The 13,865-nt window shown below is 45.1% G+C and carries 12 protein-coding genes; 6 read left to right on the plus strand and 6 right to left on the minus strand.

All coding sequences use genetic code 11. The features are described 5' to 3' along the window. Nucleotides 1-314: 314 nt before the first annotated feature. On the minus strand, nucleotides 315-977 hold the full coding sequence (locus GKR48_RS11335) for a GntR family transcriptional regulator (RefSeq protein ID WP_154628160.1): 663 nt from the start codon (nucleotides 975-977) through the stop codon (nucleotides 315-317). Between the two features lie 429 nt (nucleotides 978-1,406). Here GKR48_RS11335 and GKR48_RS11340 point away from each other — a divergent pair, with 429 nt between their 5' ends. The 5 genes from GKR48_RS11340 to GKR48_RS11360 are packed head-to-tail and all read left to right on the plus strand — an operon-like array spanning nucleotide 1,407 to nucleotide 7,598. Beyond that, nucleotides 1,407-2,645, plus strand: a complete 1,239-nt coding sequence (locus GKR48_RS11340) for an NRAMP family divalent metal transporter (protein ID WP_154628161.1) — start codon at nucleotides 1,407-1,409, stop codon at nucleotides 2,643-2,645. Between the two features lie 27 nt (nucleotides 2,646-2,672). Further along, nucleotides 2,673-3,452, plus strand: a complete 780-nt coding sequence (locus GKR48_RS11345; RefSeq protein WP_154628162.1) for a LamB/YcsF family protein — start codon at nucleotides 2,673-2,675, stop codon at nucleotides 3,450-3,452. Beyond that, nucleotides 3,449-4,255: a putative hydro-lyase gene (locus GKR48_RS11350; protein WP_154628163.1), complete on the plus strand. Its 807-nt coding sequence runs from the start codon at nucleotides 3,449-3,451 to the stop codon at nucleotides 4,253-4,255. Before GKR48_RS11345 ends, GKR48_RS11350 begins: the two co-directional genes overlap by 4 nt. Before the next feature lie 9 nt (nucleotides 4,256-4,264). Further along, nucleotides 4,265-5,869 (plus strand): urea amidolyase family protein, encoded by a 1,605-nt coding sequence (locus tag GKR48_RS11355; protein WP_154628164.1) that lies wholly within the window; start codon nucleotides 4,265-4,267, stop codon nucleotides 5,867-5,869. Next, on the plus strand, nucleotides 5,856-7,598 hold the full coding sequence (locus GKR48_RS11360; protein WP_154628165.1) for an acetyl/propionyl/methylcrotonyl-CoA carboxylase subunit alpha: 1,743 nt from the start codon (nucleotides 5,856-5,858) through the stop codon (nucleotides 7,596-7,598). Before GKR48_RS11355 ends, GKR48_RS11360 begins: the two co-directional genes overlap by 14 nt. Before the next feature lie 75 nt (nucleotides 7,599-7,673). Here GKR48_RS11360 and GKR48_RS11365 read toward each other — a convergent pair whose 3' ends face one another. Then, on the minus strand, nucleotides 7,674-7,949 hold the full coding sequence (locus GKR48_RS11365) for a hypothetical protein (protein WP_154628166.1): 276 nt from the start codon (nucleotides 7,947-7,949) through the stop codon (nucleotides 7,674-7,676). A 464-nt stretch (nucleotides 7,950-8,413) separates the two neighbouring features. Here GKR48_RS11365 and GKR48_RS11370 point away from each other — a divergent pair, with 464 nt between their 5' ends. After that, on the plus strand, nucleotides 8,414-8,956 hold the full coding sequence (locus GKR48_RS11370; RefSeq protein ID WP_154628167.1) for a DUF924 family protein: 543 nt from the start codon (nucleotides 8,414-8,416) through the stop codon (nucleotides 8,954-8,956). 61 nt (nucleotides 8,957-9,017) lie between these two features. On the opposite strand, the gene GKR48_RS11375 is transcribed toward GKR48_RS11370, so the two are convergent. The 4 genes from GKR48_RS11375 to GKR48_RS11390 all read right to left on the minus strand — a co-directional run bounded on the left by GKR48_RS11375 (nucleotide 9,018) and on the right by GKR48_RS11390 (nucleotide 13,578). Then, the gene (locus GKR48_RS11375) at nucleotides 9,018-9,617 is read right to left on the minus strand and encodes a TorD/DmsD family molecular chaperone (RefSeq protein WP_154628168.1); all 600 of its coding nucleotides are present in this window, start codon (nucleotides 9,615-9,617) and stop codon (nucleotides 9,018-9,020) included. Nucleotides 9,618-9,741: 124 nt separating this feature from the next. After that, nucleotides 9,742-10,518 carry a dimethyl sulfoxide reductase anchor subunit family protein gene (locus tag GKR48_RS11380; protein ID WP_154628169.1) on the minus strand — a complete coding sequence of 259 codons (777 nt, stop codon included), beginning with the start codon at nucleotides 10,516-10,518 and terminating at the stop codon, nucleotides 9,742-9,744. Between the two features lies 1 nt (nucleotide 10,519). After that, on the minus strand, nucleotides 10,520-11,137 hold the full coding sequence (locus GKR48_RS11385) for a DMSO/selenate family reductase complex B subunit (RefSeq protein ID WP_036952921.1): 618 nt from the start codon (nucleotides 11,135-11,137) through the stop codon (nucleotides 10,520-10,522). An 11-nt stretch (nucleotides 11,138-11,148) separates the two neighbouring features. Further along, a complete protein-coding gene (locus tag GKR48_RS11390; protein ID WP_154628170.1) occupies nucleotides 11,149-13,578 on the minus strand; it encodes a DMSO/selenate family reductase complex A subunit in 2,430 nt (809 codons plus the stop codon). Between the last annotated feature and the right edge of the window lie 287 nt (nucleotides 13,579-13,865).

Here is a 13,865-nt window from a genome sequence, read left to right on the forward strand (position 1 = left end):
ACAATGATTTATTCGAGAAAGTAGAGTTATTTACAATGGTTACTTATAACAAATTGTAAATTAAGTTTCTGAAATAGAATGTTTTGTTAATATTTATTTCTGTTTGTATCTGTATGTGTTGATAAACTGATAACAAAAAGTGATTAATCTAATCTATAAAGATTGTTAAATGCAATTTTTGTGAGTTGAGATTTTTATGAAGTGTTTAATTCTGCAATATCTATGCAAATAATCTTGCATAGATATTGAATTAAAAAAATAAAGGGGTAACAAAAGACAGTGAATAAAGTGAGCAACCCGCAACATTGAGGATTTTATAGTAGTGATTGACTGCGTTTGTAGGCGGCAAGTAATGTTCGTTCAGATAAATCCAGATAGTGCAGAAGTTCAGTGGCAGCTTCTTGGTTTTTACCCGCATCAAGTAATTCTAAAATAGCGTGGTTTTTATCAATATAGGGAGCGTAGAGCAGTTTGGCATCATTTAAATGACCAAAAGCTAAACGTAGCTCTGCGGCAATATTATGATAAAGCTTAATTAACCTTTCACTGTCCGACAATTCCACAATCGCGGTATGAAACTTCATATTGGCGGTACCGACACCCACCCAATTCTCCGTTTTTTCATGTTCTCGAGCTTCAGCGACAGCGAGTTTCATTTTTTGAACGGCAGGATGCAGTGCATAAGCATGGGTCAATGAATCACATTCAATTAATCGACGTACTTGGTAAATATCAATAATTGCCGCCATATCTGGGACGGAAACATACACCCCTTTATTGGGAGCGTAGGTGAGTAGACCTTCTTGGGTTAATACGCGAAAGACTTCCCTTAAAGTATTACGAGAAATATCCAGCTCTTCACTCAATGCAGCTTCTGATAAACGTTGCCCCGGCGTTAACTCACCAATCGTAATTTTATGGCGGATAGTTTCTGCGATAGTGACTGACAAGGTTTGTGCGACGGACTGTTTTTTCATAAAAAGGCGAGCCTAGTTGAAGAAAAGTAGGGTGAACAGTTCATTAAAACAGGTATTTGAGCGCTATCTTCACATATTCGCTGTAGGGCAGCAAGACTCCTTTTATGCACTCATTCAGGGCATTTTCCTTTTTGAGCACTAAATTGGTGCTTTGACGTATTACGCCTCTCATTCTTAATGTTACAGATAAACATTAATTGTTAAAAAAGTGATCAAGATTTGATTTTTAACTTACCAGAAACGATTTTGATTGCTTAATTATTCATCGCTCCGTATTAATTGTTCAACAATCCGTATTCAATAAATTAACAATCCATACTATTGATAGAACAATGGCACGAAAATTGCCTCTACAAATGAGTTCAGTATTAAAAAACTTGCACAACATCAAAATACAGATAACAACAAAAACTACAGAGGAGTATGCATATGGCAGCTCATGAAAATATCTCGACAGCAGAATATGTGAAGAAACGCCGTTCCTCGCTGATTGGCGCTATTTTCTTAATGGCAACATCAGCGATTGGTCCCGGATTTATCACTCAAACCGCGACATTTACCGTGACTTTAGGTGCCGCATTTGCTTTTGGTATTTTAGCCTCTATCGTGATTGATTTCGTGGTACAGCAAAATATTTGGCGAGTGGTGACACTCACGAAAATGCACTCATCCGATATCGCCAATGCAACAATTCCCGGAAGTGGCTATTTGCTGGCTGTATTAGTCATCTTTGGGGGATTGATATTTAATATCGGTAACATTGCCGGGGCAGGTTTAGGTCTGAACGCACTTGTTGGTCTCGACCCTAAATGGGGTGGTTTACTCAGTGCGCTCTTAGCGATTTATATATTCTCGTCCCGCAAAGCCAGTAGTTTTATTGATAGATTAATCATTGCATTAGGTTTGGTCATGATTGGTCTAACCCTCTTTGTGATGATTGCATCTAATCCACCAATTGGTGAAGCACTACGTCAAAGCGTACTCCCAGACACCGTTGATTTTGCGATGATCACCACGATCGTTGGCGGAACGGTCGGTGGCTATATCTGCTACGCAGGGGCGCATCGTTTACTGGATAAAGGCGAAGTTGGCGTAGAAAACATCAAAGCAGTGTCTAGTGCGGCGACCAAAGGAATCATCGTCGTCGGCGTAATGCGCTATGTCCTGTTTTTAGCCATCTTAGGTGTGGTTGCCAGTGGCGTGACGATTGATATTTCAGGTAAAGCGGCGAACCCTGCCTCTCAAGCTTTCCAAGCCGCGGCGGGTAACTTTGGCTTGCGTATTTTCGGTTTAATTTTATGGGCGGCGGCACTGACTAGCGTTATCGGTGCAGCGTATACCTCCATGAGCTTCTTAAAAGCGTTCAAATCGTCCATTACGGAAAGACAACGTAATATTGCCACTATCCTGTTCATTGCCATTTCATTGGCTGTTTACCTGTTAATGGGAACCGCGCCAGCTGCTTTATTGGTTTTCGCTGGTGGTTTTAACGGCTTGATTTTACCGATTGGTCTGACTTTGTTTGTCTATATTGGCTGGAAACGTGCAGATTTAATGGAAGGCTATCATTACCCACGTTGGTTACTGTGGTCGGGTGTCGTGACCTGTGCCTTAACGTGGTATATGGGCGCCATGTCTGTGAGTGCAATTTTCAACTACTTAAAATAAGCCGTTATCAAGGATTGAGGAACAATAATGAATAAGCAAATCGACCTAAATAGCGATCTTGGTGAAAGTTTTGGTCAATGGAAAATGGGCAATGATGAGGCAATGCTGAGCATTGTCAGTAGCGCCAACATTGCCTGTGGATTTCATGCGGGCTCTCCCGATGGGATCCTCCAAACGCTCATTGCCGCACAAAAGCAGGGGGTGACGGTAGGAGCGCATGTGGGATATCCGGATTTAGTCGGATTTGGTCGTCGAAATATGGATATTGCGTCTAACGAATTAACCGCAGACGTGATTTATCAAATTGGTGCATTAAAGGGGCTTGCAACGGCGGCAGGCACCCAAGTGGAATATGTCAAACCTCACGGTGCGCTGTATAACACCATCGCCCATGACAAGCGCCAAGCAATGGCTGTCATTGATGGGATCTTGAGGATTGATAACCAGTTAACGCTGGTGGCATTAGCGGGGGCCCCATTGATTGGCTGGGCAAAAGAGAGCGGATTGAATGTGGTTGCAGAAGCCTTTGCGGATAGAGCGTACAACAGCGATGGTACGCTGGTCTCTCGTAAGCTAGCGGGTTCCGTTCTGCATGATCCAGAGTTAGTGGCTAAGCGCATGTTGCAGTTAGTGAATGAAGGCGGTGTACTCGCCATTGATGGAAAATTCACCCCCATTGAAGCAGGTTCCATTTGTGTACATGGGGATAGCCCCGGTGCATTAGAGATGGCGAGAAAAGTGCGTGAACTCTTTGAGCTGCAAGGAATTGGTATCCATCCATTTGCAGGAAAGGGAGGCCAAGCATGAATGCATTAATGAAAGCCTCAAAAGAGGCAATTCAAGCTGCGAAAGTGGCAAGAGAAGCGATTCGCTATGGCTATGATAAACCCACAGCAGGTATGGCGCCGGGAATGACTCAAGCCAATATGATTGCGTTGCCGAGAGATTGGGCGTTTGATTTCCTACTTTATGCTCAACGTAATCCCAAAAGTTGCCCTGTTTTGGATGTGTGCGAATCAGGGAGTTGGCAAACAGTGTTAGCCGAAGGTGCCGATCTGCGTACCGATATTCCTCGTTATCGTGTTTGGGAACAGGGCAAGCTGGTGGATGAAATAACGGATGCGACGGCCATTTATCAGCAACATCCTGACTTAGTGACTTTCTTGATTGGTTGCAGTTTTACCTTTGAAACACCGATGATAGAGGCGGGTATTGATGTCCGCCACATTTCTGATGGTTCCAATGTGCCGATGTATAAAACTAACCAACTATGTCGCCCTGCGGGGCGTTTAGAGGGCGAGCTCGTGGTATCCATGCGCCCAATCCCTGCCGATCGTGTTGCCGATGCCGTTATGATTTCGGGGCGTTTCCCCGCGGTACACGGCTCTCCCGTACATATTGGCGCACCTGAATTACTGGGGATCCAAGACATTATGCGCCCTGATTTTGGGGATGCCGTCCGCATTGAAGACGGTGAAATTCCCGTATTTTGGGCTTGTGGTGTGACGCCTCAAGCAGCGGTGATGAAATCGGGTGTTCCTTTTGCGTTGAGTCATGCTCCGGGATATATGTTTATCACGGATGTTCCTGACAATGCTTACCACGTATAGGGGAGGCTTATGCGTTTCTTACCTGTCAATTTAAGCGCGTTTATGGTTGAACTGCCGAGCCTCGAACAGACGATGGCACTGACGGACTCATTAACGCATTACCCGATTAAAGGCATTGAAGAGATAACCCCAGCGGCACGAACGGTATTAGTGCGTTATAACCCAGCCATTGAGCATGTTAATGCGATCGTGCAGCAAATTTCTCTTCGTAATATTGAAGGCGGTGAATCCAAAACGGGAAAATTAATCACGATTCCGGTGCACTATACTGGGGAAGATTTATCGGAAGTCGCGGAGTATTTAGGCATCTCTATTGAAGAGGTGATCCGCCGTCATACTGAAAGTGAATATTTGGTGGCCTTTAGCGGCTTCGCCCCCGGATTTGGTTATATGGTCTCGAAGCAAGCCCAATTACAGGTACCGCGCCGCCAATCCCCTCGCGTGCGAATTCCTGCTGGTTCAGTGGCATTGGCGGGGGAATTTAGCAGTGTGTATCCACAAGCCAGCCCAGGCGGTTGGCAGCTGATAGGTCAGACAGATTTAGCCGTATGGGATATTAATCGCCCAGAGCCAGCACTCTTACAAGCGGGTTATCGGGTGCAATTTGTTGACCAAAGCAAGAGTCCCGTGAGCTATAGCTTACCGAGCCAAACGGACATTAAACCTATCGATGAGAGCCAAACTTACGATCTCACTGTGCTGGCGACCGGGCTACAAACTTTATTTCAGGATAAAGGGCGTATAGGGCAATCCGCGTTAGGGATCTCCGAATCAGGGGCGATGGACAAATCGGCGCTATACAGTGCCAATCGTTTGGTGGGTAACTGCACGCAATCCACCGTATTGGAAGTGACGCAAGGCGGCTTAAAAGTCCGTGCTAATCGAGACCTGTTGGTTGGTATTACCGGTGCTGAATGTCCTGTCACCATCACGACGGAAGATGGGCAGATATACACCTCAGCAACTTACCACCCCATTCACCTCGCGAAAGGGGATGTCATTCAATTAGGACGCCCAACTAAAGGTGTACGTAGCTATTTTGCCGTACGTGGGGGCTTTTCTGTGACACCGGTTCTTGAAAGCTGCTCATTCGATACGTTAGCTCAGGTTGGTCCCGCACCATTAATGGTTGGGCAATCTTTATCGATTTATCAAAAAATGAACCATCGCGCGATTTCACTCACAGAATCACCAGCTTTTGACTACCCGACCGCAGATGATGTGGTGGTACTGGATGTGGTGATGGGGCCTAGAACAGATTGGTTTACTGAACAAGCAGCGGAATTACTGCGCCAGCAAGTTTGGCAGGTGACTGCCGCCTCAAACCGTATTGGGTTACGCCTTGCGGGTGAAGTGCCGCTAAGCCGAGAGCTGTTGCATGAATTACCAAGTGAAGGTACCTGTATTGGTGCCATCCAAGTCCCCGCTAATGGGCAGCCGGTCTTATTTTTAAATGACCACCCATTGACGGGAGGATATCCGGTGATAGGGGCGGTGTGTGACTATCATTTGGATCTTGCAGGGCAAATCCCTGTGAATGGCAAAATCCGCTTTAATCCATTACGTGAATTTTATCAACTTGAAGGGAGTCATGAAGCTTATGAATACCAATAATAAAAATGCACAGCATAATGTACTGATTGCCAACCGCGGTGAGATCGCCGTACGTATTATTCGTGCTTGCCGCGATTATGGTTTTGCGTCTGTGGCAGTGTATGCCGATAGCGATATTGACGCATTGCATGTCAACATGGCGGACGAAGCTTATGGGCTAGGTGGCAATACCCCAGCGCAGAGCTACTTAAACATTGAGAAACTGATTGAGATAGCGAAAAAATCCGGTGCAACGATGGTGCATCCGGGCTACGGTTTCCTTTCTGAACGTGCTGAATTTGCGCGAGCAGTGCAACAAGCTGGCTTGATTTGGATTGGACCAAGCCCTGAAAGTATTGATATTTTGGGGGATAAAGTTCAAGCTCGCCATATTGCTTTACAAGTCGGTGCGCCGCTCGTTGTGGGAACCAAAGATCCCGTTGAAACCGCTCAAGAAGTGGTGCAATTTGCCCATCAACATGGGCTACCCATCGCAATTAAAGCCGCATTTGGCGGCGGTGGTCGCGGTTTAAAAGTGGCGTGGCAGATGCACGAAGTCGAAGAGCTATACCACTCTGCGGTGCGTGAGGCGACAGCGGCATTTGGTCGCGGGGAATGTTTTATTGAGCAATTTTTGCATAACCCGCGCCATATTGAAGCGCAAGTTATCGCCGATACCCACGGTAACGTTGTTGTCGTGGGAACGCGGGATTGTTCGTTGCAACGCCGAAACCAAAAGCTGGTGGAAGAGTCACCCGCCCCGTTTTTAGCCCCTGAACTGGAACAGCAAATCATTCGCGCTTCCACGGATATTTGCCGTAAAGCGGGCTATGTGGGCGCTGGAACGGTCGAGTTCTTATTAAGCCAAGAAGGTACCTTATCCTTCTTAGAAGTGAACACCCGTTTGCAGGTTGAGCACCCAGTTACAGAAGAAACGGCAGGCATTGACTTGGTGGTTGAGCAGCTACGCATTGCTGAAGGTTTGCCTCTGAGTATTCAAGAAACCCCTAAGCCTCGTGGTCATGCTTTTGAATTTCGTATCAATGCAGAAGATGCCGGAAATGGTTTCTTACCGACTCCGGGAACCATTTTACGTTTTGATGCGCCATCAGGCCCTGGCGTCCGTGTTGATAGTGGCGTTGAAACAGGCAAAACCATTCCCGGTACTTTTGACTCGTTAATGGCCAAACTGATTGTGGTGGGGCAAACTCGTGAACAAGCGATTGTACGTGCGCGTCGCGCATTAGCGGAATTTAACATTGAAGGGATCGCGTCCGTATTGCCTTTTCATCGTGCGGTAATGGAGCAAGCGGATTTTTGTGAGAACTTTAAGGTGCATACCCGTTGGATTGAAACGGAATTTAGTGTTGAAATTTCCCCTGCGAAACGCCAATTACCACAAGCCGAACCCCCGTTAACACGGTCATTTATTGAAATTGACGGGAAACGTTGCGAACTGGGTTTGCCCGCGCAACTGTTTGCTGGAATGGCAGTGAATCCAACGACGGTTACCCCAGCGACTCAAAGCGTTGAAAATAACCCTAACAGCGTGAATGCCCCTATTTCTGGCGTGCTATTCAACTGGTTAGTTCCTCAAGGAAATAAGGTGACAGAAGGGGACATCATTGGTGTGATGGAGGCAATGAAAATGGAAGTTCAAGTTATTGCCCACCGTTCAGGGGAACTGAAATATACGGCTAAACAAGGGGATTTTATCAATGCAGATAATAAAATTGCGGAGATTATTTAATCGTTAATTGCTAATGGCGATTAATTGTTAATAGGGGGTGGCGAACGACCACCGCCTTACCTATTTGATCCTAACTCAACGTGATTTACGTTCCGGTAAGTTGCGTACGGGGAGTGGTGGATTAGGTGCGGGTACGATATTTTTTTCCTCTTTGGCGATTTCATCGCTATCACGATAAACCTCACCACATAAGAAAAACAAATTAGGGCGTTTCGCCTCTAAATAGGATTTTCGGCTCATGCACTGTTCTTGGGTAAAAATGGTTTCGGTCACGGGTAATGCATCGCATGAATCAGTGCCACAAGGACTGACCCACAAAGCCCAACCGATAAGTACCATATGTCCTGCCATTTATCTTGCCTTCCCACTCACCGCTAATGAAGTACACCCAAGATGTCAAATTAACACGCTCAATATATAGGGGCGTGTTCTTTGTCTATAAAATGCTTTGTCTATAAAATATAAGTCAAATTCTAACATTGGATTAAATAAATGTATGTATTCATACGATAGATAAATTTAAATTCACATTAAACAGCAAATAAGAATGTGTGATCGAGCATTTATCATTATCAAAAAAAGAATACTTGTCTTGATGCAATAAAAACGTGATGCAATAAAAACGTGATGTAGTAAAAACAGTAGGAAGTTACAGAGTGCTATCGCGATTATTTTAGGGCTAGCTCGCAAATAACAAAATTTTTATCTGCAAATTTGTGTTTTCAGATCTCCATCCTGTCAATTTGAACTATTTTTATCTACGATGAACCCGATATCGTAATAATAATCGCAATAATAATATAAATAGGTAACTTATGAATGCCATGGAAGAAGTGCTTTCATTTTGGTTTGAAGAATCAACCCCAAAACAGTGGTTTGAAAAAAGCGAGAAATTCGACTTAACCATCGCAAAACGTTTTACTGCGCTCAGTGAACAGGCGGCAAAAGGGGAGCTGGCTTATTGGCGAGTCTCTATTCGCGGCCGTTTAGCGGAAATTATTATTCTTGACCAGTTTTCCCGTAATTTATGGCGAGATACCCCAAAAGCATTCGCGCAAGATGCGATGGCGCTAGCGCTGGCACAAGAAGCCATTAAACAGCCGGATTATCATCTGCTTACGCTATCTCAGCGAAAATTTATGTTGATGCCATTTATGCATTCAGAATCAAGCTTTATCCACCTGCAAGCGGTGGAGCTATTCCGTATGTTGGGGGATGATAGTACGCTGGATTATGAAATGCGTCATAAGGCTATTATCGATAAGTTTGGGCGCTATCCGCATCGTAACGAGATCCTCGGTCGACCGTCAACTCGAGAAGAAATTGCCTTTTTACAGCAACCTAACTCGTCATTCTAATTCGTCTATATAAAAATGAGTTTGCTTACATACTCGCAAACTCATTTTCTTTTAAGGTTGATTAACGAAAAAGCTCGGCCGTGGCAGGCTGTAAACCTAGCTGTTTTTGCACGCCAGCCAAATAGGCCTGAGTGATTTTGGCAAGGGTAGGGTAAAACCCATGTTCAGTTGATGTTTGCTGGACTAACGTTAAGTAACGTTCCGCCCAAGGCAATAAATGCTGTTCGAGTAATTCCACAATGGCGTCGTCTTGACCTTGCTCTGCCAGTGCTGAAATGGCCATTAACATCAGACCAAATTGGTCTTCCGGTTCCCGTAATCCCGTATCAGTAACCAACCCATGAGACATTAAAAACTGGCGATAGGCGCTGGTGGAATCCCCCATAACGGTGTTGTCATGAGACAGATACACAGATCCCCATGGTGGTGCTGGCATCGCACCTTGACCTTCAAAAAGAATCGAAAAATCATAGGTAAGCGAGTCTGCTGGGTAATCACTTAATGCTTCGCAATCGGCAATCAGCTGAGTGGATTCCTGCCAATCATACAGGGATGGGATTTCACGCAGTACAGGTTGCAAGGTTTGAAACGTGGGAGTTTCAGGAGAGTAGTAAAACATTCCCCCTAAAATACGAAAAAGTGTGGTATCGAGAGTTTGCATGATATTACCTATAAAGCTGCAATTAATTTAAAGCTTCAATTAACTTAAAAGAAAGAGCCTGAATTCAGGCTCTTATATTATTATTTATCTTATACTGCTAACCATAATCTGCGGTTATAGCACCTTACATGGTGATTTGCCACAGGTTATAAAAGGCAATACGACCAGACAGTTCTGCGAGTAATACGGCGGCTGCGCAGGTCAGTAATGGAATTTTCGGTGAACGCTGCTTGATAGCGAAGCCAACGAACGCTGCTAAGGCAATCGCTAATACAATCACTTGGAAGCCCCAAAAGCCAGTCTGCTCTGCACTTAATGCGGGTGCAGTTTCGCTTAAAAATGCTTGGTAGCTGGCACGGCTGGCAAAAATCGCAAAGGTACCGACTAAAAATGCTGTTAATCCTAAACCTCGAGCACCGATTGCCATTGCAAGTGCACCACCGCCCACAAACAGGGTTGTCCACATTTGCAGTGTCGTGAATTGGGTATCCCAGTTAGCAATTGTCGCAATGTTATACACTTGCGGGATCGACCAAACGAACGCTAACCCTGAAATCACCGCTGCAATGTTAGACAGCTCGCGCAGAGCCGCTTGTTTAACAAAGTGAGTGAAAAACAGCGTCGCGGCAGCACAGCCCACAAACACGCCACTTAAGAACGCTTCATTACTCATTGGTGAGCGACCGACACCCAACAACATGTTGAAGAAACGCAGAGGTTGGCCGACGTGCAGTGCGCCAATACCCAAGCCAATCATCACAATGATAAATCCGATAATATTAGCTGTTTTCAGCTGCTTATCGTCGATTGACCCCATTTTTTTCGCAATATAAGCTAACAGAAATAAACCCGCCGCGGATTGCCCTAAGACAGTAAAGAAAACCAGTGGTAACTCATGCATATTAGACCTCCGCAGGGTTTTTCAATTCGCCACTTTTATCACCCGATGGTTTAGCATCTTTGTGTGGCTTGATGACGATATTCGGGTTAGTCAGGCTTGGATCTGGCATCGGTGCAATGCCGCACTCCGTACCGTGTAACTCACGTAAAACGGTAATGTCATCGAAATCTAAAGCGCGCTGCGGGCAAGACTCTACACAAACCGGCTTCATTCCTTTTGCGACACGCTCATAACAGCCATCGCATTTGCTCATCAGTTTTTTCTTTTCGTCAAACTGTGGTGCACCATATGGGCAGCGCAGTTCACAGTAACGACAGCCTACACAGATAGACTGGTCAACAACCACTAAGCCATCTTCACTGCGTTTGTGCATTGCACCCGTTGGGCAACCTTCTACACAAGTAGGGTTCGAGCAGTGGTTGCACGAAATAGACAGGTAGTAGCTATAGACGTTTTGTTGCCAAATACCGTCTTGTTTCTGCCAGCTACCGCCACCGAATTCATACACACGACGGAACTTAGGACCTAAATCTAAATCTTTTTCGTCCTTACAACTGACCTGACAGGTTTTACAGCCAGTGCATTTTGTGGAGTCAAAATAAAAGCCATACTGTTTCATCAATTAACTCCTTAAGCGCGTTTGACTTCAACAAGGTTAGTATGTTGTGGTGTGCCTTTCGCCAGAGGAGAAGGGACATGGGAGGTTAGGGTGTTGATACAACCACCAACATCTAAACCTTCGGTATTCAATGTGCGCCATGCACCTTGAGGCACCGCAATCACACCCGGTAAGACGCGCTCAGTCACTTTGACCTTAATCTGAATACGCCCGCGATCATTGAAGATTTCAGCTAAGTCGCCATTCTTCAAACCACGTTCTTGTGCATCAATTGGATTTAACCAGAATTGATGAGGAATAGCCTCACGCAACATAGCCACGTTGTAATAGGTTGAGTGAACATGACCTTTATCGTGGAAGCCCGTCATTAATAAAGAGTGTTTTTTCTGTGAGGCTTGCGCTTCAACACCTTCTTTATTCACACAATATTCAGGAATAGCCGGAATACGCTGACCTTCTGGAAGTTCCCAGTTTTTCACGCGTTCAGCCAGTTTTTCGGAGTAAATTTCAATTTTGCCCGATGGCGTTTTCAGTGGATTATTCACTGGGTCATCACGGAAACTTTTCAGTGCCACGTTTTCAGCGCTATTGAGGAACTTACGGTCGATAATCCCCGCACCATCAGTCTCACTAAATTCAGGCAAATGAGGCATTTTTTCACGAGTTTTGTTGTAGCAAAACTCAATCCATTCTGCGTAGGTGCGGCCTTCAGTGAACTGATCTTTCACGCCCATTTTTTCTGCAATTTCGACTAATACATCGTAGTTTGGACGGTTTTCCCACAGTGGTTCAATGGCGTTTTGTAGACGCACCAGATAGTGATAAGCCCCACTTGCATAGGAGTTATTGATCAGGTCGTTTGTTTCGACGGTGGTCACATCTGGCAGCAGTAAGTCCGCATATTTTGCCGATGGAGTGTCGTGGTTATCCCAAACAAGGATAAACTCACATTTTGATTCATCAGACAGAATTTCATGGGTCTTATTCAAGTCACCATGCTGGTTTCCGATGACATTACTGGAATAACACCACATAAATTTGATGTCGTTATTCAGCTTATCAACGCCTTTGATCCCACCATTTTCAGCGGTTAACTCTTTACCGCGCACAATCGCTTCTGACCACATATACGTAGGGATCAACGCTTTCACTGGGTTCGGTAAGCCAAATCCAGCCACTGGATAGGCAAAACTGTTACCCCATAAACCAGTGTTAGTCCCTGAACGACCAATATTGCCAGACATAATAGGCAGCATCATGATAGAGCGACAGGCTTGCTCACCATTTTCGGTACGTTGTAAGCCCCAGCCTTGTGAGATCCAAGCACGTTGAGCGTTACCAATTTCGCGGGCTAACTGAATGATACGTGAAACTGAAATACCTGTTAATTTGCTCGCCCACTCAGGGGTTTTCGCAATACCATCAGGACCATTGCCCAAGATGTAATCTTTGTAAGAGGCATTACGTGGCGCTGAAGCTGGCAGGGTTGATTCATCCCAGCCCACACAGTAATTTTTCAGGAATTCTTCGTCGGTTAAGCCTTCTTGGATCATCACATAACCCAGGGCTGCCACTAACGCGGCGTCAGTACCCGGATAAATAGGGATCCACTCAGCGCCTAACGTTGTGACGCTATCGGTGCGGCGAGGGTCAATAATGATCACTTTTGCTTTGCTCTTATCGAGGGCATTTAGCGTTTCATAGAACTGACCACCACCGGACATACGGGTTTCAGCCAAGTTATGACCGAACATCACCACGAGATCGGAGTTTTGGATTTCAGTTAAATAAGACTCTTCCACACTGCCGTAAACATATGGCGTGATTTCCATTAGCTGTGCGTAGGAATAAGTCCCGTAGTCACCTAAAAATCCACCGGTTAAACTTAAAAGACGTTTACAGGCCGCTCGACCATGCAAGTTGGCACCTGTTGAACCGGAACCATATTGGTAATAAATGGCATCGCTGCCGTATTTATCGATGGTGTATTTCAGTTTTTCAGCAATGATAGTGGTGGCTTCATCCCAGCTAATTTTTTTGAACTTACCTTCACCACGTTTCCCCACACGCACCATTGGGTATTTTAAACGATCTGGATTATAGGTTTTCCAGCGAACTGAACGACCACGCAGACAAGGGCGAATTTGGTGCTCTCCCAGTGTTGAATCGTCATACATGGTTTCATTGGAAATACGGCTGATAACGCCATCTTTCACATGAACTTTTAGAGGGCAGCGGCTACCACAGTTGACTAAACAAGCGCTGTAGCTGATTTTCTCACTGACTTCGTCGGGCATGATGGTTGGTGTTTTTGCTTGAGCAGCAAAAGGCAGAGTGATTGAGCCTGCAACGGCGGCTGCACCCGCTACGGTTGCGGAGGTCTGAAGAAATTCCCTCCTGCTCAGTTCTGCGAAATGAGTATTTGTTTTATTTTTATGCATTGACATTGCCTATATGTAAATAACGTATTAGGTATGTTCAATATGTTAGAAAAAATACCCGCTCACTAACATGATATGCATCAATAATATCCTTGATAACATCAAGGGAAATATTTTTATTTGTTTAATTTATAAGGAGTTTTTTTGTCGTGAGTACCCGTTTTGTTCTATTTTTATTATCAATCGTTATATTCAAGATTATATAATGGTAGGGTGTGATCTGTGGGTATAAGAGGGGTTTCCCCCTCTAGGTAGGCTGGCCATGTTCGCTAATCATTAAGTAGTAT

It is taken from the genome of Providencia sp. wls1943 (assembly GCF_009706275.1).
In the GTDB taxonomy this organism is placed as follows: Bacteria; Pseudomonadota; Gammaproteobacteria; order Enterobacterales; family Enterobacteriaceae; genus Providencia; species Providencia zhijiangensis.

Bases quoted from the DNA above. Each gene is read 5' to 3' on its own strand.
- GKR48_RS11365 (WP_154628166.1), bottom strand. From the start codon at position 7,949: ATGGCAGGACATATGGTACTTATCGGTTGGGCTTTGTGGGTCAGTCCT.
- GKR48_RS11355 (WP_154628164.1), top strand. From the start codon at position 4,265: ATGCGTTTCTTACCTGTCAATTTAAGCGCGTTTATGGTTGAACTGCCG.
- GKR48_RS11335 (WP_154628160.1), bottom strand. From the start codon at position 977: ATGAAAAAACAGTCCGTCGCACAAACCTTGTCAGTCACTATCGCAGAA.
- GKR48_RS11360 (WP_154628165.1), top strand. From the start codon at position 5,856: ATGAATACCAATAATAAAAATGCACAGCATAATGTACTGATTGCCAAC.
- GKR48_RS11345 (WP_154628162.1), top strand. From the start codon at position 2,673: ATGAATAAGCAAATCGACCTAAATAGCGATCTTGGTGAAAGTTTTGGT.
- GKR48_RS11370 (WP_154628167.1), top strand. From the start codon at position 8,414: ATGAATGCCATGGAAGAAGTGCTTTCATTTTGGTTTGAAGAATCAACC.
- GKR48_RS11390 (WP_154628170.1), bottom strand. From the start codon at position 13,578: ATGCATAAAAATAAAACAAATACTCATTTCGCAGAACTGAGCAGGAGG.
- GKR48_RS11350 (WP_154628163.1), top strand. From the start codon at position 3,449: ATGAATGCATTAATGAAAGCCTCAAAAGAGGCAATTCAAGCTGCGAAA.
- GKR48_RS11380 (WP_154628169.1), bottom strand. From the start codon at position 10,518: ATGCATGAGTTACCACTGGTTTTCTTTACTGTCTTAGGGCAATCCGCG.
- GKR48_RS11375 (WP_154628168.1), bottom strand. From the start codon at position 9,617: ATGCAAACTCTCGATACCACACTTTTTCGTATTTTAGGGGGAATGTTT.
- GKR48_RS11385 (WP_036952921.1), bottom strand. From the start codon at position 11,137: ATGAAACAGTATGGCTTTTATTTTGACTCCACAAAATGCACTGGCTGT.
- GKR48_RS11340 (WP_154628161.1), top strand. From the start codon at position 1,407: ATGGCAGCTCATGAAAATATCTCGACAGCAGAATATGTGAAGAAACGC.